The following is a 20,052-nucleotide window of genomic DNA, read 5'->3' as shown; positions in this document are numbered from 1 at the left end:
ATGAACAAGGTCTATGGCAGCGCCGCCGAGGCGCTCGACGGGCTCTTGCACGACGGGATGTTCATCGCGGCGGGCGGCTTCGGCCTCTGCGGCATCCCCGAGCTGCTCTTGCAGGCGATCAAGGAGGCGGGCACGAAGGATCTGACCTTCGCCTCGAACAATGCCGGGGTGGACGATTTCGGCATCGGCATCCTGCTTCAGACCCGGCAGGTGAAAAAGATGATCTCCTCCTACGTGGGCGAGAACGCGGAATTCATGCGCCAGTACCTGTCCGGAGAGCTGGAGCTGGAGTTCAACCCGCAAGGCACGCTGGCCGAGCGGATGCGCGCGGGCGGCGCGGGCATCGCCGGATTCTACACCAAGACCGGCTACGGCACGCAGATCGGCGAGGGCAAGGAGGTGAAGGAGTTCGGCGGCGAGCCCTACATCCTCGAGCGCGGCATCTTCGCCGACCTGTCCATCGTCAAGGCGTGGAAGGCCGACACCACCGGAAACGCGATCTTCCGCAAGACCGCCCGCAACTTCAACCCGCCGGCCGCGATGTGCGGCAAGGTCTGCGTCATGGAGGTCGAGGAGATCGTGGAGCCGGGCGAGCTCGACCCCGACGGCATCCACCTGCCCGGCATCTACGTGCATCGCCTGATCCAGGGCGATCACGAGAAGCGCATCGAACAGCGGACGGTCCGCAAGAAAGAGGAGGCGCCGGCATGACCCTCAGGGCCAGCGATATCGAGAAGCTTCTGGCCGACAGCGCCAGCTCGGAGGTCTTCATCGAGATGGAGGACGCCGAGGTCGAGATGGACACCGGTCACGGCAACCTCGAAAATCTCGCGAAAGCGCACGGTTACCGCCTCGGCGACCGGATCCATCAGGACGGCCGGAGCGGCCGCATGTTCCACCTCTACCCGGAGAAGAGCTGATGCCCTGGGACCGCGATCAGATGGCCGAGCGGGCCGCTCGGGAACTCGAGGACGGGATGTATGTCAACCTCGGCATCGGCATCCCGACGCTGGTGTCGAACTACATCCCCGAGGGCGTGCAGGTCACGCTCCAGTCGGAGAACGGGATGCTCGGCATGGGCCCCTTTCCGGTCGAAGGCACGGAGGATCCCGATCTCATCAACGCCGGCAAGCAGACGATCACCGAACTGCCGCACACCGCCTATTTCGACAGCGCGACCAGCTTTGGCATGATCCGGGGCGGCAAGATCGCGATGGCGATCCTGGGCGCGATGGAGGTCTCGGAGGAGGGCGACCTCGCCAACTGGATGATCCCCGGAAAGCTGGTGAAGGGCATGGGCGGGGCCATGGACCTGGTGGCGGGCGTGAAGCGCGTCGTCGTGGTCATGGATCACACCAACAAGGCCGGCGCCGCGAAGATCCTCAAGGAATGCACCCTGCCGCTGACGGGCAAGGGCGTCGTGGACCGGATCATCACGAATCTCGGCGTGCTCGACGTGGCGCACAAGGGGCTTCACATCGTCGAGACCGCGCCCGGCGTCACCCGGGAGGAGATCATCGCCAAGACCGAGGCGGCGATCGTCTGAGGCGCGCGATCCCGCGCGGGGCCGGCGCCGCCCGCCCTGCGCGCGGCGCGCGAGACAGCTAGTTGCCGTTCGCGGCGACGTTCGTCGCGAAGACGCAGCCGTCGCTGAGGAACATGGGCGGGGTGATGCACAGGCCCCGCGCCACCTCGTAGGCGGCCAGCACCTTCGGCACGTAGTCGCGCGTCTCGGCGAAGGGGGGCACGCCCGCGTGGTCGTCCACCGCGCCCTCGCCCGCGTTGTAGCCTGCCAGCACCAGCATCGGGTCGCCGTCGAAACGGCGCATCAGCCAGTCCAGATAGGCGACCCCGCCGTCAATGTTCTGCGCCGTATCGAAACTGTCCGTCACGCCGAAGCGCGCGGCGGTCGCCGGGATGAGCTGCATCAGCCCCTCTGCGCCCGCACGGCTCACCGCGTCGGCGCGCCCGCCCGACTCCACCGAGATCACGGCCAGCACGAGGGCGGGCGACACCCGCGTTCCGGCGGTGGCCCGCAGGATCGCCGCGCCATGGGCGCGCGCGATCTTCTGCAGGCTTTGCAGGCGCGGCGCGCGCACCGCCCCGTCGCCCGGGGCACGCCCGAGGGCGGCAAGCGCCGCGTCGAGCCGGCCCGGCCCGCCCTGCGCCCGGCCCGGAGAGACGGCCTCCCAGAACCACGCGTGGCGCCCCGCGTCGGGCGGCGTCGCACCCTCACCGGGCGTGGGTGTCCGCGCGCGCGGCTCGCGCGGCTCGAGCGGCCCCCAGGCGCGTTCCATGTCCTCCGGCGTGATCTGGACGGTCACGCGCGGCCGCTCCCCGGGGGCCGGCGGCTTGACGAACCGGGGCGACACCCCGGGCTCCTCGGGCGCGGTCTCGGCGCTGGCCATGCCGGCCAGCGCCATGGCGGCGACGGCGATCAGCCTGCCTCGCATGGGGGTCGCTCCTGCTCTGCCTCGCCGGCGCCTGGCGCGCCGGTCATCGTGTTTTTCTCCGCTCCGCCACGCATCGCGTGCGGCCAGAACCACCCTACACGCCCTGGCGCCCGCATCCGTGAGCGGGAACCGCGACCGGCTGACATTTCTTCTAATTGTGCCAGTTGCGCCTCAGTCGAACCACATTTCGAGGCGATTCATTACCTCAGCCGACACGGGGCAACGCTGCCAAACAGACCAGCCCGCAGGCTCCGGACGGTGCAAAGTGAAACGCGACGATGTCATCGCAATATGGAGACGAGACAATGATGAACTTCCTCAAGACCTTCCGCAAGGACGAAGCCGGCGCCGTGACCGTGGACTGGGTCGTGCTGACCGCAGCGGTCGTGGCCCTCGCCATCGCCGCCTACGGCGCCATCAACGACAACGCGTTCTCGCTGGCTCAGACCGCGGCGACCAACGTCGGCACCGAAGGCCCGAGCTACGGCGGCGGCAGCTAAGTCGTACCAACGGATGGCCCTGCGGGGCCGCAAAAGCCCGGCGCTCCAGCGCCGGGCTTTCTTCTTTGGCCCACGGGCAGACGGACGAAGGTCATGCCGTGCGGAGGGCACCCGGCTTCGGCACGCGGGATCGGGCCGCGGCGCCTGGCAGCCAGACAGCTCGCCCCATGCCCCGGATGACGTGGTGCGCCCGAAACGGTCCTTTTCCGGACCAGGGCCAATCCGCGCATCGCGGCGGATCTCCCCGGAAAGGACCGAAAATTCGTGCCGCCGCAACGCCACGCGCGCTCGAGCGGGCACATTTGAAACCATTCACGCCAAAAATGCGCCCGAATTTTCACGTCTACTCAACGTCAACCGTAACGGGGGCGGCGGATCGAAAGGCTGCTGAAATTTGCGAAGCGGTGGTCGCCGAGCAACGCTTCGAACCGGAGATTTGATGATGCTTTATTTCCTGAAGACCTTCCGAAAGAGGGACGACGGCGCCGTCACCGTGGACTGGGTGGTCCTGACCGCGGCGGTCGTGGCCCTTGCCGTCGTCGCCTATGTGAACATCAACGACAACGCGATGACCCTCAGCACGGCCACCGCGAACCAGATCCCGACGGATCTCAAGGAATATTGAGCCCGCCGCACGCGGCAGCCGCGCCCCATACGATGCAGGTGTGGCGCGGGCGGCCCGGCTTGCCCCGCCACGGGATGGGCACGCCCGCCGGGGCCCAACGCCCGCGGTCGCGCGTTTTCCCGCGGTTTTCCCAGAAATCGACACAATCTGGCGGCACGATCCGATCGAAGCATTCGCGCGCCGTTACAATCGGCAATTTTTCGTGGGCGCCGCGACCCCGCGCAAGCAGTGAGGATATGACATGCGACTCGTATTCGGCCTCGTGCTGATCCTCGGCCTCGCCCTGGCGGGCGGGGCGGTCTTCATGGCCAAGAACTACATCGAAGGATACCAGACGGCGCTGGCGCAGGAGCGCGCGGCCCGTCCCGCGCCGGTGCCCACGGAGGAGGTGTTCGTCGCGGCCCGCGCGCTGAAATACGGAGAGATCCTCACGCCCGAGGACGTGCGCACGGTCGCGTGGCCCAAGGCCGCCCTGCCCGAGGGCGTCTTCCTTGCGAGCGCGGGATCGCTTTTCGACGAGGGCGAGGACCGCCCGCGCACCGTGACCCGCGCCATGGAAGAGAACGAGGCCATCCTTGCCGTGAAAGTCACCGAGCCCGGCGAAGCGGCCGGGCTGACCACGCGCCTGCCCCGCGGGATGCGGGCCTTCGCGATCAAGGTGGACGTGGCCTCGGGCGTTTCGGGCTTCCTGCGCCCGGGCGACCGCGTGGACATCTACTGGACCGGCCGGGCGGTCGGCTCCGGCGGCGGCGACATGACGAAGCTCATCGAGACCGGTGTCGAACTCATCGCGGTGGACCAGAGCGCGGACAGCGCCGAGATCTCGGATACGACCATCGCGCGGACGGTGACGGTGGCGGCATGGCCGCAGCAGGTGGCGGCGCTGGCGCAGGCGCAGTCGACCGGGCGCCTCGCGCTGTCGCTCGTCGGCGTCAACGACGACACCGTCGCCGAGGCGATCGAGGTGGACCAGATGGAACTTCTCGGCATCGAAAAGCCCGAGCCGACCATGCAGAAGAGCCCCGAGAAGGAGGTGTGCACGGTCCGGACACGCCGCGGCAACGAGGTCGTCGAAATCCCGATCCCCTGCACAAACTGAAACAGTTTCAATCGGTTGCGGATCGCCCGCACGCGCAAAGCGTGCGGGCGATCTTGCATTCTCGGTGCACGTGTTGCCACTTGTCCACATAAGCTGCAAAGGCGAACCCTTTGATTCTTGATTGAAATCGGAAAATGGGCCACGTTCGGTTCAAAGGCGGCGACGAGACCGCTCCATCCCCGTGATCCGAGAGGCAGGTCACATGCAATTTAACCGAGTCGTCACGGCCGCCATGCTTGGTCTGGCCGCCGCCGCAGCAAATCCCCCCGCACCGGCCGCCGCCGAGACCGTCCGCGTGATTCGCGAAGGCACGTCTTCGCGCCTCGACGTCGCGGTCAGCCGCGCCGTGGTCGTCGAAAGCGACGTGCCCTTCGCGGAGCTGTCGATCGCCAATCCGCAGATCGCCGACATCTCGTCTCTGAGCGACCGCACGATCTACGTGCTCGGCCGCGCGCCCGGTGTCACGACGCTGTCGCTGTTCGACGCGGCCGGGCAGCTCATCACCAACGTAGACGTCCGCGTCGCCGCGGACGTGACCGAGTTCAAGGAGCGCCTTCAGCAGATCCTGCCGGGCGAGCGAATCGAGGTGCGCACCGCGAATGACGGCATCGTGCTTTCGGGCACGGTCTCCTCTTCCCAGAGGCTTCAGCGCGCCCTCGACCTGGCCGAACGCTACGCGCCCGACCGCGTCTCCAACCTGATGAGCGTGGGCGGTGTTCAGCAGGTCATGCTCAAGGTGCGATTCGCCGAGATGCAGCGTTCCGTCTCCAAGTCGCTGAGCAGCTCGGTCGCCCTCGGCGGCGCGGCGTTCGACGACGAGCTGGGCATCCAGTCCGGCACCAACACCGCAATTCCCTTCGGGGGCCAGCAAAGCACGCTGAACGGCAACCTGCCGGCGTCCAACTCCAACAACGGCGCCATCCTCTTCGGGTTCGACGTGGGCTCGGTCGAGGTCGGCATCCTGCTCGAGGCGCTGGAGTCGAAGGGCATGGTGCGCACGCTCGCGGAGCCCAACCTCACCGCCCTGTCCGGGCAGGAGGCCCAGTTCCTCGCCGGCGGCGAATACCCGGTGCCGATCGCGCAGGACGACGGCAACGTCACGGTGGAATTCAAGCCCTTCGGCATCGAGCTCAACTTCACGCCCCGGGTCGTGGACGGGGATCTCATCAACCTCGAACTCGAAGCGGCGGTCTCGGCCATCGATCCGGCCAACGGCATCTCGATCGACGCCTTCCGCATCGACGCGTTCCGCCGCCGCGAAGCGTCCACCACGGTGGAGATGCGCGACGGCGAGAGCTTCGCCATCGCGGGACTGCTTCAGGACGATTTCCGCGACCTGAACGGCCAGGTGCCGTGGCTGGGCGACATCCCGGTGCTGGGCGCGCTCTTCCGCAGCGCCGAGTATCAGCGCGAGCAGTCCGAGCTTGTGATCATCGTGACGCCGCATCTCGTGTCGCCGACGCGCGGCGAGGCGCTCGCGTTGCCGACCGACCGCGTCACGCCGCCGACGGAGCGGGACCTCTTCCTCTTCGGGCGCGTCGCGAGCGAGCGTAACGCCAACATGCGCGGCGGCGCGGGCGAGGTCGCACGGCAGGATTTCAGCGGGTCCTACGGCTACGTGATGGACTGAGGCACGGGACAGCGAACAGGAGATCGCGCCATGATGAAGTATCTCGCCCCGATCGGACTGGTGGCGCTTGGCGCCTGCTCCGATCCCGGGAACCCGGGCACCCGCGCCTTCGACAGGCCCGCCGGCGCCATCACCGACGCACAGGGCGGGTTTGGCGCGGCCACGATGAACAACAAGCTGGTGATGACCGGCCAGCAAAGCGCGGCGATGAACCTCGCCAACCGCTTCGCGGAGGCCGTGCCGACCACGGTGAATTTCGCCTTCGACAGCGCGGTGCTCGACGCCGACGCGCAGCAGACCCTGCGCGCGCAGGCCGACTTCATCCGCCAGTTCCCCGAACTGCGCTTCCGCGTCTACGGCCATACCGACCTGGTCGGAAGCGCGGCCTACAACAAGCAGCTCGGCCTGCGCCGGGCGCAGGCCGTCGTGGGATATTTCGCGAGCCTCGGCATCTCGCGCGACCGGCTGGAGGCGGTGGCCTCCTTCGGCGAGACGCAGCCGCTGATCCCGACGCCGGGCCGCGAGCGGCTGAATCGGCGCACGGTCACCGAGGTCTCGGGCTTCTACGAGCGCCACCCCAGCGTGCTGGACGGCAAATACGCGCAGGTTGTCTACCGCGAATACGTCGCGAGCGCGGTGCCGACATCGGGCCTCGAAGGGACCACTGCGGGCGATCTGTAAACAAACCCAGGGGCGAGGGCCGACCGTCGCCGCGGATCGAACAAATACGATCTTTCGGCCCTAATCTTGCCCAACTTCTCAGACACTTTCCCTCTAACGGGTTGGTGGGCCACCCCAAAGCCGGGACAGGCCCGAGCTTCCGGGGCCGCGCGATCCATCCGTGGACCCTGCCGCCCAAGGCTGCACGACTGCATCTGCGGCACAAGGCAAAGGACGAGAGGCGATGACGAGTAACGCGACGCTGCAAACCGAGCCAAGTCCGATCCTGGCCTGCACGGTAAGCCGGGATGTCCAGCATTTCGACCTTCTGATCGAGGACATGGAAGCGGTTCTGGGAGAGGCATGGGGCGATCTCGGCTTCGCGGAGGCGCTGACCTTCTTCTCGCAGCCCGAGGCCGGCGCGCTCGAGTTCGTGGCGCTCGCCATCGACGAGGAGGACGAGCGAAATCTCGACCTTCTGGCCGAGGTCATCACCGCCGCCGCCAAGCACAAGATCAAGGTGGTCGTGATCGCCGAGGACGTCACGCCGGCGGCGCTGCACCAGCTTCTGCGCCAGGGCGCGGACGAATTCGTGCCCTATCCCCTTCCCGAAGGAGAGCTTGCCGCCGCGGTGCGCCGGCTGCGCACGCCGCCGCCCGCCGCGCAGGCCGCGGCGAGCCCGCTTGCGGAAAGTGGCGAAGGCGACGGCGTGATCCTCGCGGTGCACGGCCTCGCGGGCGGTGTCGGCGCCACGACCTTCGCGGTCAATCTGGGCTGGGAGCTCGCCAACGTGGTCAAGGAAGATCCGCCGCGTGTCTGCGTGATCGACCTCGACCTGCAATTCGGCACGGTCGCCACCTACCTCGACCTACCCCGCCGCGAGGCCGTGCTGGAACTCATCTCCGACATCGAGGCGATGGACGCCGAGGCCTTCGGGCAGGCGCTCATGTCCTTCGAGGATCGCATGCAGGTGCTCACCTCCCCGTCGGAACTGGTGCCTCTCGACCTGATGGGGCCGCCCGATGTGGAAAAGCTGCTGAACACCGCGGCGCGGCATTTCGATTTCGTGCTGGTGGACATGCCCTCCACCGTGACGCAATGGACCGAGACGGTCCTGAGCGCCGCGCATGTGTATTTCGCGCTGATCGAGCTCGACATGCGCTCGGCCCAGAACGCGCTGCGCCTGAAGCGGGCGCTGCAGGCCGAGGAGCTGCCCTTCGAGAAGCTGCGCTTCGGGCTCAACCGCGCGCCCAAGTTCACCGACCTCAACGGCAAGTCCCGCGTGAAGCGGATGGCCGAATCGCTCGGAATCTCCATCGAGCTTCAGCTTCCCGACGGCGGGCGCCCGGTGATGCAGAGCGGCGACCACGGGCTTCCGCTGGCCAGTTCCGCCGCGAAGAACCCGCTCCGCCGCGAAATCGCGAAGCTCGCGCAGTCGCTCTACGACATCGGCCAGTCGAACGCCGAAGCCGCCGCCTGACGCACCCGAAGGAGCCCCCATGTTTTCGCGCTACAAGAAGCCCGGTCAGGAACCGGCCCAGAAGCCCGGCGGTGGCAGCCCCAAGGTCGCCGAGATCCCGCGCGCCCAGCCCGTCGACCAGCCTGCGGTCATCCGCAAGCCGATGCCCTACCGGCCCGCGCAGGCGGGTCCGCAGGACAAGGAAAAGAAGCGCAAGGAGAAGATGGGCGAGATCAAGCTCGACCTGCATCGCGAGCTGCTCGACAACCTGAACCTCGCCGCGCTGGAGCACGCCACCGAGGCCGATCTTCGCGCCGAGATCTCGGACATCGCCGGCGAATACCTTCAGGAACGCGGCATCGTCCTGAATCGCGACGATCGTGCCACCCTCACCCAGGAACTCTACGACGAGGTCCGCGGCCTCGGCCCGCTCGAGACGCTTCTCCAGGACGACAGCGTCAACGACATCCTCGTGAACGGCCCGCACCAGATCTTCGTGGAGCGCAACGGCCGGCTCGAGATGTCCGACGTCACCTTCAAGGACGAGCGTCACCTGCTGCGAATCATCGACAAGATCGTTTCGGCGGTTGGCCGCCGCGTCGACGAGTCCAACCCCTACGTCGACGCCCGCCTGGCGGATGGCTCGCGCTTCAACGCAATGGTTCCGCCCGTGGCGGTGGACGGCTCGCTCGTCTCGATCCGGAAATTCAAGAAAGAAAAGCTCGGGATCGACGACCTGATCCGCTTCGGCGCCTTCAACGAGGAGATGGCCGCCTACCTTCAGGCCGCGGTGGCCTGCCGGCTCAACATCATCGTGTCGGGCGGTACCGGCTCGGGCAAGACGACGACGCTCAACGCGCTGTCGAGCTTCATCGACGACGCCGAACGGATCCTGACGATCGAGGACACCGCCGAACTCCAGCTGCAGCAGACGCATGTCGGCCGGATGGAAAGCCGCCCGCCCAACGTCGAGGGCAAGGGCGCCGTCACCCAGCGCGACTGTCTGAAGAACGCGCTCCGGATGCGCCCCGACCGGATCATCGTCGGCGAGACGCGCGGCGAGGAGGTCATCGACATGCTGCAGGCCATGAACACCGGCCACGACGGCTCGATGACCACGATCCACGCCAACAACGCCCGCGATGCCGTCTCGCGTCTGGAGAACATGATCGCGATGGCCGGCATCGAGATGCCGCTGAAGGCGATGCGCAGCCAGATCGCCAGCGCCGTGCATCTGATCGTGCAAGCGAGCCGCCTGCAGGACGGCTCGCGCCGGATGGTGTCCATCACCGAGGTCACCGGCATGGAGGGCGACGTGATCGCCATGCAGGAGGTCTTCCGCTACCAGCGCGTGGGCCTGACGCCCGAAAACAAGATCATCGGACACTTTACCGCGACCGGCGTGCGCAGCCACTACGCCGAGCGTTTCCGGATGTGGGGCTACGACCTGCCGCCGGCCATCTTCGACCCTGTGGCGGCGGAGTAAGCCATGGAAGTCTCGGCAGAACCACTCATCTACGGCGCGATCTTCGTAAGCGTCCTCGTGCTTGTCGAGGGGATCTACCTGACCGTTTTCGGCAAGTCGATCAGCCTCAACAACCGGGTCAATCGCCGGCTCGAGATGCTTCAGTCCGGCGGGCGGCGCGAGGAGGTGCTGGCAAAGCTCCGCAAAGAGATGGACCAGCACATGCGCTCGCGCTCCGTGCCGCTCTATTCGCTGCTCGCGGACCGGGCGCAGAAGGCCGCCATCGCCTTCACGCCGAAGCAACTCATCCTGATCATGGTGGCGCTGACCATGGTGGCGTTCATCGGCCTTTCGGTCGCCACCGAGACGGGCCTTGCGGTGCGCCTAGTGACCGCGGTCGCCATGGGCGTGGGCGGCGTCTATTTCTGGGTGAACTCAAAGGCGAAGAAGCGGATCGCGATGATCGAGGAGCAGCTCCCCGACGCGGTGGAGCTGATGGTGCGCTCGCTGCGCGTCGGCCATCCCTTCTCCTCGGCCATCTCGATCGTCTCAAAGGAGATCGCGGACCCGCTGGCCACCGAATTCGGCGTGATCGCGGACGAGGCCGCCTATGGCCGGGACGTGGGCGAGGCGCTGCGCCACATGGCCGAGCGCCTCGACATCCAGGACCTCCGGTTCCTGTCAGTGGCCGTCACGATCCAGCAGCAGTCGGGCGGCAACCTGGCCGAGATCCTCGCCGGCCTCGCCCAGGTGATCCGGGCGCGCTTCCGCCTCTTCCGCCGCGTCAAGGCGATCACGGCCGAGGCGCAATGGTCGGGCAAGTTCCTCTCGGCCTTCCCGATCGTCGCGCTGATCGCGATCAACATCCTCGACCCCAACTACTACGACGAGGTCCTGGACCACCCGTGGTTCGTGCCGGCCTGCTTCCTGGTGGGCATCTTCCTCACGGCGAACCTTTTCGTCATGCGCATGCTGATCAACATCAAGGTCTGAGTCCATGAACCCTCTCGCGCCCATCAACGACGTCCTGATCGAAATGCTGGGTCCGCTCGGCCCGATGATCGCGGTGGGCGGCCTCGGCCTGCTGCTCGTGCTTCTCACCGTTCCCTTCATGCTGAACGTGAAGAAGGACCCGCTGGACAAGCTGAAGGATGCGACCCGCGAGAAGCGCGACACCGACCGCGAGAATCAGGCCGCGCTGCGGCAGCGCGAGAAGGGCGAGAAACTCAAGCGCTATGCCAACTTCCTGGAGCCCCAGGACGCGAAGGAACTTTCGGCGATCAAGCTGAAGCTTCTGCGCGCGGGCTACCGCTCGCGCGAGGCGGTGCGCATCTTTCACTTCGCCCAGATGGCGTTCGGCCTGTTCGGCCTCGTCCTCGGGGTCGCCTACCTGCTCGCCTTCGGGGACGCCGATAACACGAGCCCGCAGCAGCTCGCCTTGTACGTGCTCGGCCCTGGCGCGGCGGGTTACCTGCTGCCGAAATACTGGGTCACGCGGCGCGTCGAGGAGCGCAAGGAGGAAATCACCGACGGCTTTCCCGATTCCCTAGACATGCTTCTCGTCTGCGTCGAGGCCGGGCAGTCCCTCAACCAGGCGATCATCCGGGTCGCCAGGGAATTGCGGGCCTCCTTCCCCTCGCTTGCCGACGAATACGAGATCGTCAGCCACGAGATGAAGGCGGGCAAGGACAAGGCGCAGGTTCTCACCGACATGGGCGAGCGCTGCGGCGTCCAGGACGTGTCGAGCTTCGTCACGGTGCTGATCCAGAGCCAGACCTTCGGCACGTCGATTTCCGAAGCGCTCCGGGTCTACGCCGCCGAGATGCGCGACAAACGGGTGATGCGCGCCGAGGAAAAAGCGAATAAGCTGCCGACCAAGATGACGCTCACGACCATGATGCTCACCGTGCCGCCGCTTCTGATCATCCTCATCGGCCCCTCGGCCATCGGCATCGCGAAGCTGGGCGAGATGTCCGGCAACTAGCGATGAGGCGGGCGGGGGCGCTTACGACGATATCGCTGACGCTCGCCCTCGGCGCCTGCTCCGTCCTTCCCGGTGCGCCCGACGAGGCCACCCCCTTCGCCCCTGCCATCGATCCGCGCGGCGAGGCCGTCGACGGGCTGGTGGTCGGCCACCGCCTGATGGAGGCCGGAGAATACGAGCTTGCCCTCGATGCGTTCCGGCGCGCGGGGGCGCGCGACGGGCTCACGCCCGAGGTGCTGAGCGCGCTCGGATCGGCCAATCTCGGGTTGGGGCGCCTCAATCAGGCCGAAACGCTCCTGCGGCGCGCAACCGACAGCGGCGACGCATGGCCCGAGGTCTGGAACAATCTCGGCGTGGTGCTGCTGGAACGCGGAAATACGGCCGAGGCGGTGCAGATCCTGCGAAAAGCCTACGCGCTCGACGATGGCGAAAGTGACGCGATTCGCGACAATCTGCGACTTGCGCTCGCAAAACTCGACGAAACCGCGTATGCTGTGGACGCTGAGCAGCAAAATTACAAGCTGGTGCGCCGCGGAAGCAGCGAATACCTGATCCGCCGCGTACCTTGAGAGGCAAGAGCAGCAAAAGGACGCAGGCAAATGCGCCACCCCATCTTCGTGTCCCTCTGCCTAGCGGGGGTCGTCGCCCTGTCCGGCTGCGCGGGGACGAACGGCAATGCCGTGGACCGCAAGCTGGCCGATCTCAACGTCGTCGATGAAAGCAACCTCAACGACGTGATGCTGACATCCGCCGACCCGGGCGAGGCGGTGAACTATTTCCAGCGGGCCAGCGCCGCCGAGCCGGAGCGGATCGACCTCTTGCGCGGTCTCGCCACATCGCTCGTGCGCGCCAAGCGCAACACCGAGGCCGTCCCGGCCTGGGAAAAGGTGGCGGCCCACGAGGAGGCCACCGACGAGGACAGCGTCGCGTTCGCCGACGCGCTGATCCGGGCGGACCAGTGGGGCCGCGCCGGCGAGGTGCTCGACTCGATCCCGCCCACGCACGAGACGTTCCGGCGCTACCGCCTCGAAGCGATGATCGCCGACAGCGAGAAGGACTGGAAGAAGGCCGACAGTTTCTACGAAACGGCGGTGGGGCTGACCACACAACCCGCGAACGTGATGAACAACTGGGGCTTCTCGAAACTCTCGCGCGGCGATTACGCGGGGGCCGAGCGGCTCTTTCTCGAGGCGATCCGGCAAGACGAAAAGCTTTTCACCGCCAAGAACAATCTCGTCATGGCCCGGGGCGCGCAGGGCAACTACACCCTCCCCGTCATCCCGATGAGCCAGGTGGAGCGCGCCCAGCTGCTGCACACCCTCGGGCTCGCCGCGGTGAAGCGTGGCGATACCGAGACCGGCAAGGGCATCTTCCGCGAGGCCATCGAGACCCATCCGCAGCACTTCGAGGCCGCCGCAAGAAGCCTGGCGGCGCTCGAAGGCAACACCCGCGGCTGACCGGGACGGCTCGCAGATGCTGCAGATCAGCGCCGCGTCAGCGCAGTGGTTCCTGCCCTTCGTGGTGCCGGTCTGCCTTTACGTCTGCTGGTCGGACATGCGCGCCATGAAGATCCCCAACCGGGCGGTGCTGGCGCTTCTGGGCATCTTCCTCGCCGTGGGGCTCGTGGCGCTGCCACTTGCGGAGTACCCTTGGCGGCTCGTGCAACTTGCCGTGGTGCTGGCGCTCGGGATCGTGCTGAACGCGGCCGGCGTCATGGGCGCGGGGGACGCCAAGTTCGCCGCCGCGGCCGCGCCCTTCATTCATCCCGGCGACATGCGGTTCCTGATCGCGCTCTTCGCGGCGGTCCTGCTGGCCGCCTTCGTGTCGCACCGCCTCGTTCGCGCGACGCCGCTGCGCCAACTCGCGCCGGACTGGGAAAGCTGGACCCGCGGGCGCGACTTCCCCATGGGCCTCGCCCTGGGCGGCACGCTCGCGGCCTATCTGGCGCTCGGCGCCGTGTGGGGCAGCTGAGAGGAGGGGACGGCACGAAATGCCACGAAAACGCCACCGTTATTCCCTGTCGCGCCCGCGATCCGGACGCATCTTCGCCGCCGTGCAGGCAAAACCGGGGGACCGCCGATGAACATGCAACCCGCCGCGAGCACGAGAGTGGAACCGCCACCGCCGCCGAGGCGGCTGGACGAGATGGAACTTCCGCTCGTGATGATGCGCGACATCCTGCTCAAGACGATGTTCCGCAAGAACCTCGACCTCGCCTCCGATCTCGCCCGCGCGGTCTGCCTTCCGGTGAACGTCACGCAGGAACTCGTGGACCTCGCGCGCCAGCAGAAGCTGGTCGAGGCGACCGGCACGCTGAGCGCCAATGCCGGCAACGAGATGGGTTACCAGCTGACCGATGCGGGGAAGTCCCGCGCGCTCGACGCGCTCTCGCAGTCGGAATATTTCGGTGCCATGCCGGTGCCGCTTCAGGCCTACCGCGAGCAGATGCGCCGCCAGTCGATCCGCGACATCCAGATCACCCGCGCCCAGCTCGTCAACGCGATGGGGCACCTCGTGCTGCCCGAGGATCTGCTCGACCATCTCGGCCCCGCGGTCAGCTCGGGCCGGTCGATCCTGATGTACGGGCCGCCGGGCAACGGGAAATCGTCGATCTCGAACGGCATCCGCGACGCGATGGGCGACAAGATCTACGTGCCCCGCGCGATCGAATACGCGGGCCAGGTGATCACCGTCTACGACCCGATCGTGCACTCCGCCGCCGAGGAGGAGGTGGACGACCCGACGAGCCTGCGCCGCAGACGCACCTTCGATACGCGCTACGTGCGCTGCGAGCGGCCCACGGTGATCACGGGGGGCGAGCTTTCGCTTTCCATGCTCGATCTCGTCTACAATCCCACGGCGCGCACCTACCAGGCGCCGCTTCAGCTGAAGGCCTCGGGCGGCATCTTCATCGTCGACGACCTCGGCCGCCAGGCCGATCCGCCCCAGGCGCTCGTGAACCGCTGGATCGTGCCGCTCGAGGAATCGAAAGACATCCTCGCGTTGCAGTCGGGCGAGAAGTTCGAGGTGCCTTTCGACACGCTGGTGATCTTTTCGACGAACTTCCACCCGAACGAGATCTTCGACCAGGCCGCGCTGCGCCGGATCTTCTTCAAGATCAAGGTGGACGGACCGACGCAGGAGAATTTCCTGAAGATCTTCGCGCTCGTGGCGCGCAAGAAGAAGATGCCGCTCGACGAGGACGCGCTCATCCACCTGCTTCAGAACAAGTATCCGACGATCGGGAACGTCTACGCCAACTACCAGCCGATCTTCCTGATCGACCAGATGATCTCGATCTGCGAGTTCGAGGGCATCCCCTACCAGATGTCGCCCGAACTCGTCGACCGGGCCTGGGCCAACATGTTCGTGCGGGACGAGAAGATCGTGAAGTGAGCCGCCCGGCCCGGGCGGGCGGAAAATTCTTCGAAGAATTTTCCCAAGAGTTTTCGAAAACTCTTGGGCCCCTCCCTATCTGTCGTGCATGACCGCCCTGCCCGCCCCGTTTGCCCAATGGTTCGCCGCCCGTGGCTGGCAGGCGCATCCCCACCAGCTGGAGCTGCTGGCGCGCAAGGACGCGCGCGCGCTCCTGCTCGTGGCGCCGACGGGTGGCGGCAAGACGCTCGCAGGCTTCCTGCCCTCGCTCACAGAGCTCGCCGACGGGACGCATCGCGGTCTTCACACGCTCTACGTCTCGCCGCTCAAGGCGCTCGCCGCCGACATCCGCCGCAACCTCGCCCGGCCGATCGAGGAGATGGGGCTGCCGGTGCGCGTGGAAGACCGCACCGGCGACACCGCCCAGAGCCGGCGCACGCGCCAGCGCGCGGACCCGCCGCACATCCTGCTGACGACGCCCGAAAGCCTGGCGCTCCTGACCTCCTACGAGGATGCGCCGCGGATCTTCGCCGGGCTCGAGCGGGTCGTCGTCGACGAGATCCACGCGATCGCTGAATCGAAGCGCGGCGACCAGCTGGCGCTCGCCCTCGCCCGCCTGCAGACGCTGCGTCCGGGGCTGCGCCGCGTCGGGCTTTCCGCGACGGTGGAGGATCCGCCCGCACTGGCCCGCTTTCTCGCGCCCCATCCCGACCCCTGCGACGTGCTCGCGGCCGATCCGGTCCCCGCGCCCGACATCGCCATGCTGGACACGGCGCAGGCGCCGCCCTGGGCCGGCGGCGGCGGGGTCTACGCCGTGGGCGACGTCCTGCGGGAGATCCGACGCCACCGCACCACGCTCGTCTTCCACAATACCCGCGCGCAGGCGGAGATCTTCTTCCGCGCGCTCTGGATGGCCAATGACGACGGGCTTCCCATCGGCATCCATCACGGCAGCCTCGACCGCGCCCAGCGCGAGCGGGTGGAGACGGCGATGGCGGCGGGCGAGCTCCGCGCCGTGGTCTGCACCGGCTCGCTCGATCTCGGGATCGACTGGGGCGACGTGGACCTCGTCATCCAGGTGGGCGGGCCGAAGAACGTCAAGCGCCTCGTGCAGCGGATCGGGCGCGCGAACCACCGCTACAATGCGCCGTCGAAGGCGCGTCTCGTGCCCGCCAACCGCTTCGAGGTGGTGGAATGCGTGGCCGCGCTCGAGGCGGTGCGCGCGGGCGAGCTCGACGGGGCGCCGCGCGGCCCGGGCCCCCTCGACGTGCTCTGCCAGCACATCCTGCTGACGGCCTGCGCGGGACCCTTCGATGCCGACGCGCTTTTCGCCGAGCTGCGCCGCGCCGGACCCTACGCGGATCTTGCACGGACGGATTTCGACGCCTGCCTCGATTTCGCGGCGACCGGCGGCTACGCGCTGCGCGCCTATGACCGCTGGCAACGGCTTCGGCAGGGGCCGGACGGGCGCTGGGCGCTGCGCGACCCGCGCACCGCACGGCGCATCCGCATGAACGCGGGCACCATCCAGGACGCGGAGCTTCTGAAGGTGCGGATGCGCGGGCGCGGCCCGTCGCTGGGCGAGGTGGAAGAGGCCTTCGCCGCGACCCTGACGCCGGGGGATACCTTTCTCATCGGCGGGCGCGTGGTGCGCTACGAGGGGCTGCGCGAACTGACGCTGGAGGTCTCGAACGCCGCCACCGGCACGCCCAGGATCGCCGTGTTCGGCGGCACGAAATTCGCCACCTCCACGCAGCTTTCCGAACGCATCCTGCGCCTTTTCGCCGCCGGGCGCTGGCCGCAGCTTCCCGCCCACACGGCGGAGTGGCTGGCGCTTCAGCGCGAGGTCTCGCGCCTGCCGGAACCCGGGCGCCTACTGGTCGAGACCTTCCCGCACGAGGGGCGCGCCCATCTCGTCGCCTACGGCTTCGCGGGGCGGAACGCCCAGCAGACGCTCGGGCTTCTCCTCACCAAGCGGATGGAAGAGGATGGCCTTGCGCCGCTCGGCTTCGTGGCCACCGACTACGCCACGCTGATCTGGGGGCTCGAGGCGGTGGCCGACCCCGCGCCGCTCTTCGATCCTGACGCGCTCGAGCGGGGGCTGGCGCGCTGGCTTGCCGCGAACGCGGTGATGAAGCGGACGTTCCGCGCCTCGGCGACCATCGCGGGCCTCATCGAGCGCAACATGCCCGGCCAGCGCAAGACGGGACGGCAGGCCACCTTCTCCTCCGACATCCTCTACGACACGCTGCTCAAATACGACCCCAATCATCTGCTCATGCGCATCACGCGCGACGAGGCGATGCGGGGGCTCGTGGATTTCGGGCGCCTGCGCGCCATGACCGAACGCGTGGCCGGGCGGATCGACCACGTCGCGCTGAACCGTCTCAGCCCGCTCTCGGCGCCGCTCTTCCTGGAGCCGGGGCGCGTGCCGGTGGAGGGGGCGGGGCGCGAGCGCCTGCTCGAGGAGGCCGCGGCGCAGCTCATGGAAGACGCGGGCCTCCCGCCCTGAGGCGCCCGGGCGCGCGCACCTGGCCGCGTCTCTCCCCTTGCCTCGCGCGCTGAAACGGGGCAGGGAACAATGCATGAACGGGTACGCCTTCACCCTCGCCGGCGCGGCGCTTGAGGCGCTGGGCTCCGGCGCGCTCTGGTGGCCGGCGCGGCGGCTCCTCTGCGTCTCCGACCTCCATCTGGGCAAGGCCGAGCGGGTGGCGCGGCGCGGGGGTCCGACGCTTCCACCCTACGAGACGCAGGACACGCTCGACCGGCTCGCCGCCGATCTGGCCGCGACGGGGGCCGCGACGGTGATCTGCCTCGGCGACAGTTTCGACGACGACGACGCGGCCGCCGCCCTGCCCGAAGAGGTGCTGCTGCGGATCGCGCGGATGCAGGCGGGGCGGCGCTGGATCTGGATCGCCGGCAACCACGATCCGGGGCCGGTGACGCTGGGGGGCGCCCATCTCGTGGACGCCGCCGAGCCGCCGCTCGTCTTCCGCCACATCGCCGGGCCCGGTGCGGAGGGCGAGGTCTCGGGGCACTACCACCCGAAGGCGAGCCTTTCGGGGCGCGGCGCGCGCATCACGCGGCCGGCCTTCCTGATCGACACGCACCGCGCGATCCTGCCCGCCTACGGCACCTACACCGGCGGTCTGCGCACGGACGCGGATGCGCTGCAGGCGCTGATGGGGCCGGACGCCCGCGCGGTACTGACGGGGGCGCGGCCCGTGGCGGTGCCCATGCGTCATGGGCGCGCCCGGCCCCGCCCGCTTGCCACATTGGGCCGCGGCGGGCGAAACTGAGCGCGCACTGCAAGGGAGCCTGAGAGCCGATGCCCGATCCCGCCCCGACCCCGCCGCTCGGGCCCGCGCGCGAGGCCAGCATCCGTGAAAGCTTCGCCGCGCAGAGCATGATGACGACGCTCGGCGCGCGTCTCGTGCGTCTTTCCGAAGGCGCGGCGGTGATCGAGGCCCCGGTGGTAGAGGGCGCGCGTCAGCAGCACGGCTATGCCCACGCGGCGCTTCCCTTCGCCATCGGCGACAGCGCGGCGGGCTACGCCGCGCTCACGCTCATGCCCGAGGGCGCGGAGGTGCTGACCGCGGAGATCAAGATCAACCTGCTCGCCCCGGCGCGCGGCCCGCTGCTGACGGCGACGGGGCGCGTCGTGCGCGCCGGGCGCCGCCTCAGCGTGGTGAGCGCCGAGGTCTGGGACGCAGAGACGCAGGTGGCGCTCCTGCAGGGCACGATGGTCGCGGTCGCGCCCCGCGGGCAGGGCTAGGCTTCAGGCAGTCAGGCCCTCGGGCTCGAGCAGCCCGTTGGCGCGGCAGCAGGCCGTGAGCGTGTTGGCGAGGAGGCAGGCGATGGTCATCGGGCCGACGCCGCCCGGCACCGGCGTGATGGCGCCCGCGACCGCCGCGCAGCTCTCGAAATCGCAGTCGCCGACGAGGCGCGTCTTGCCCTCGCCCTTTTCGGGTGCGTCCACGCGGTTGATGCCCACGTCGATCACCGTGGCGCCGGGCTTGATCCAGTCGCCCTCGACCATCTCGGGCCGGCCCACCGCCGCCACCACGATGTCGGCGCGGCGCACCACCCCGGGCAGGTCGCGGGTGCGCGAATGGGCGACGGTGACGGTGCAGCTGTCGCCGAGAAGCAGCTGCGCCATGGGCTTGCCCACGATGTTCGAGCGCCCGATCACCACCGCCTCCAGCCCCGAGAGGCTGCCCAGATGGTCGCGAAGCATCATCAGGCAGCCGAGCGGCGTGCAGGGCACCATCGCCTTCTGCCCCGTGCCCAGCAGCCCCACGTTCGAGATGTGGAAGCCGTCCACGTCCTTCGCCGGGTCGATCGCGTTGATGACCTTTTCCGCGTCGACATGGCCGGGCAGCGGCAGCTGCACAAGGATGCCGTGCACCGCCGGGTCCGCGTTGAGCCGGGCCACGAGATCCAGAAGATCGGCCTCGGGCGTGTCGGCGGGCAGGCGGTACTCAAAGCTTTCCATCCCGGCCTCGAGCGTCTGGGCGTGCTTGTTGCGGACATAGACCTGGCTCGCCGGATCCTCGCCCACCAGCACCACGGCGAGACCCGGCTGGATGCCGTGCGCCTCCTTGAGCCGCGCCACATGCTCCGCCACCTCGCCGCGGATACGGGCGGCGAAGGCCTTCCCGTCGATGATTGTCGCCGTCATGCCGATCCTCGCTCTGTGTTCTGCTGTCATGTCCCGCGTCTGCCATAGCGGGTGCATGCGAGCACGCACCCGACAGCAGCGCCTGGCGCAGGGTGCGTGCTCGCACGCATATTCCCTTTAT

Annotated in this window: 21 protein-coding genes; 19 read left to right on the top strand and 2 right to left on the bottom strand. The window is 68.2% G+C overall.

Annotation, left to right across the window (positions count from 1 at the left end):
• The 3 genes from AB6A66_RS13350 to AB6A66_RS13340 are packed head-to-tail and all read left to right on the top strand — an operon-like array spanning position 1 to position 1,546.
• Entirely contained in the window at positions 1-711 is a 711-nt protein-coding gene (locus AB6A66_RS13350) for a CoA transferase subunit A (RefSeq protein WP_371037012.1), read from the top strand.
• Entirely contained in the window at positions 708-920 is a 213-nt protein-coding gene (locus AB6A66_RS13345; protein ID WP_371037013.1) for a hypothetical protein, read from the top strand. Before AB6A66_RS13350 ends, AB6A66_RS13345 begins: the two co-directional genes overlap by 4 nt.
• Positions 920-1,546, top strand: coding sequence for a 3-oxoacid CoA-transferase subunit B (locus AB6A66_RS13340; protein WP_371056273.1), 627 nt, complete (start codon positions 920-922; stop codon positions 1,544-1,546). Before AB6A66_RS13345 ends, AB6A66_RS13340 begins: the two co-directional genes overlap by 1 nt.
• A 58-nt stretch (positions 1,547-1,604) precedes the next feature.
• Here AB6A66_RS13340 and AB6A66_RS13335 read toward each other — a convergent pair whose 3' ends face one another.
• Positions 1,605-2,453, bottom strand: coding sequence for a lytic transglycosylase domain-containing protein (locus AB6A66_RS13335; RefSeq protein WP_371056272.1), 849 nt, complete (start codon positions 2,451-2,453; stop codon positions 1,605-1,607).
• A gap of 305 nt (positions 2,454-2,758) precedes the next feature.
• On the opposite strand from AB6A66_RS13335, the gene AB6A66_RS13330 reads away from it, so the two are divergent.
• From AB6A66_RS13330 to AB6A66_RS13255, 16 genes are all read left to right on the top strand, one after another.
• Complete coding sequence (locus AB6A66_RS13330; protein WP_371056271.1) at positions 2,759-2,953, top strand: hypothetical protein; 195 nt, start codon at positions 2,759-2,761, stop codon at positions 2,951-2,953.
• A gap of 439 nt (positions 2,954-3,392) precedes the next feature.
• Positions 3,393-3,578: a hypothetical protein gene (locus tag AB6A66_RS13325; RefSeq protein ID WP_371056270.1), complete on the top strand. Its 186-nt coding sequence runs from the start codon at positions 3,393-3,395 to the stop codon at positions 3,576-3,578.
• Positions 3,579-3,819: 241 nt separating this feature from the next.
• On the top strand, positions 3,820-4,677 hold the full coding sequence (gene cpaB, locus AB6A66_RS13320) for a Flp pilus assembly protein CpaB (RefSeq protein WP_371056269.1): 858 nt from the start codon (positions 3,820-3,822) through the stop codon (positions 4,675-4,677).
• Positions 4,678-4,879: 202 nt separating this feature from the next.
• The gene (locus AB6A66_RS13315; protein ID WP_371056268.1) at positions 4,880-6,307 is read left to right on the top strand and encodes a type II and III secretion system protein family protein; all 1,428 of its coding nucleotides are present in this window, start codon (positions 4,880-4,882) and stop codon (positions 6,305-6,307) included.
• A 33-nt stretch (positions 6,308-6,340) separates the two neighbouring features.
• Complete coding sequence (locus AB6A66_RS13310) at positions 6,341-6,988, top strand: OmpA family protein (protein ID WP_371056291.1); 648 nt, start codon at positions 6,341-6,343, stop codon at positions 6,986-6,988.
• 223 nt (positions 6,989-7,211) lie between these two features.
• A complete protein-coding gene (locus AB6A66_RS13305; protein ID WP_371056267.1) occupies positions 7,212-8,447 on the top strand; it encodes a CpaE family protein in 1,236 nt (411 codons plus the stop codon).
• A gap of 19 nt (positions 8,448-8,466) precedes the next feature.
• Complete coding sequence (locus AB6A66_RS13300; protein WP_371056266.1) at positions 8,467-9,912, top strand: CpaF family protein; 1,446 nt, start codon at positions 8,467-8,469, stop codon at positions 9,910-9,912.
• A gap of 3 nt (positions 9,913-9,915) precedes the next feature.
• Positions 9,916-10,884 carry a type II secretion system F family protein gene (locus AB6A66_RS13295; RefSeq protein ID WP_371037022.1) on the top strand — a complete coding sequence of 323 codons (969 nt, stop codon included), beginning with the start codon at positions 9,916-9,918 and terminating at the stop codon, positions 10,882-10,884.
• A 4-nt stretch (positions 10,885-10,888) separates the two neighbouring features.
• A complete protein-coding gene (locus AB6A66_RS13290; protein ID WP_371037023.1) occupies positions 10,889-11,875 on the top strand; it encodes a type II secretion system F family protein in 987 nt (328 codons plus the stop codon).
• A 2-nt stretch (positions 11,876-11,877) separates the two neighbouring features.
• Positions 11,878-12,444: a tetratricopeptide repeat protein gene (locus AB6A66_RS13285; protein ID WP_371037024.1), complete on the top strand. Its 567-nt coding sequence runs from the start codon at positions 11,878-11,880 to the stop codon at positions 12,442-12,444.
• A gap of 30 nt (positions 12,445-12,474) precedes the next feature.
• The gene (locus tag AB6A66_RS13280; RefSeq protein WP_371037025.1) at positions 12,475-13,332 is read left to right on the top strand and encodes a tetratricopeptide repeat protein; all 858 of its coding nucleotides are present in this window, start codon (positions 12,475-12,477) and stop codon (positions 13,330-13,332) included.
• 16 nt (positions 13,333-13,348) lie between these two features.
• Entirely contained in the window at positions 13,349-13,846 is a 498-nt protein-coding gene (locus AB6A66_RS13275) for a prepilin peptidase (protein ID WP_371056265.1), read from the top strand.
• A gap of 108 nt (positions 13,847-13,954) precedes the next feature.
• On the top strand, positions 13,955-15,271 hold the full coding sequence (locus AB6A66_RS13270; RefSeq protein ID WP_371037027.1) for an ATPase: 1,317 nt from the start codon (positions 13,955-13,957) through the stop codon (positions 15,269-15,271).
• Between the two features lie 88 nt (positions 15,272-15,359).
• Positions 15,360-17,762, top strand: a complete 2,403-nt coding sequence (locus AB6A66_RS13265; RefSeq protein ID WP_371056264.1) for a ligase-associated DNA damage response DEXH box helicase — start codon at positions 15,360-15,362, stop codon at positions 17,760-17,762.
• A 73-nt stretch (positions 17,763-17,835) separates the two neighbouring features.
• Positions 17,836-18,549 carry a ligase-associated DNA damage response endonuclease PdeM gene (pdeM, locus tag AB6A66_RS13260; RefSeq protein WP_371037029.1) on the top strand — a complete coding sequence of 238 codons (714 nt, stop codon included), beginning with the start codon at positions 17,836-17,838 and terminating at the stop codon, positions 18,547-18,549.
• Positions 18,550-18,578: 29 nt separating this feature from the next.
• Positions 18,579-19,025, top strand: a complete 447-nt coding sequence (locus tag AB6A66_RS13255) for a PaaI family thioesterase (protein WP_371037030.1) — start codon at positions 18,579-18,581, stop codon at positions 19,023-19,025.
• Between the two features lie 3 nt (positions 19,026-19,028).
• Here AB6A66_RS13255 and folD read toward each other — a convergent pair whose 3' ends face one another.
• Positions 19,029-19,931: a bifunctional methylenetetrahydrofolate dehydrogenase/methenyltetrahydrofolate cyclohydrolase FolD gene (gene folD / locus AB6A66_RS13250; protein ID WP_371056263.1), complete on the bottom strand. Its 903-nt coding sequence runs from the start codon at positions 19,929-19,931 to the stop codon at positions 19,029-19,031.
• Positions 19,932-20,052: the final 121 nt, after the last annotated feature.

Origin of the sequence: Rhodosalinus sp. K401 (genome assembly GCF_041365735.1) — a bacterium.
In the GTDB taxonomy this organism is placed as follows: domain Bacteria; phylum Pseudomonadota; class Alphaproteobacteria; order Rhodobacterales; family Rhodobacteraceae; genus Rhodosalinus.
The sequence above is the reverse complement of the archived record's forward strand: the minus strand, read 5'-3'. Positions and strand labels throughout refer to the sequence as shown.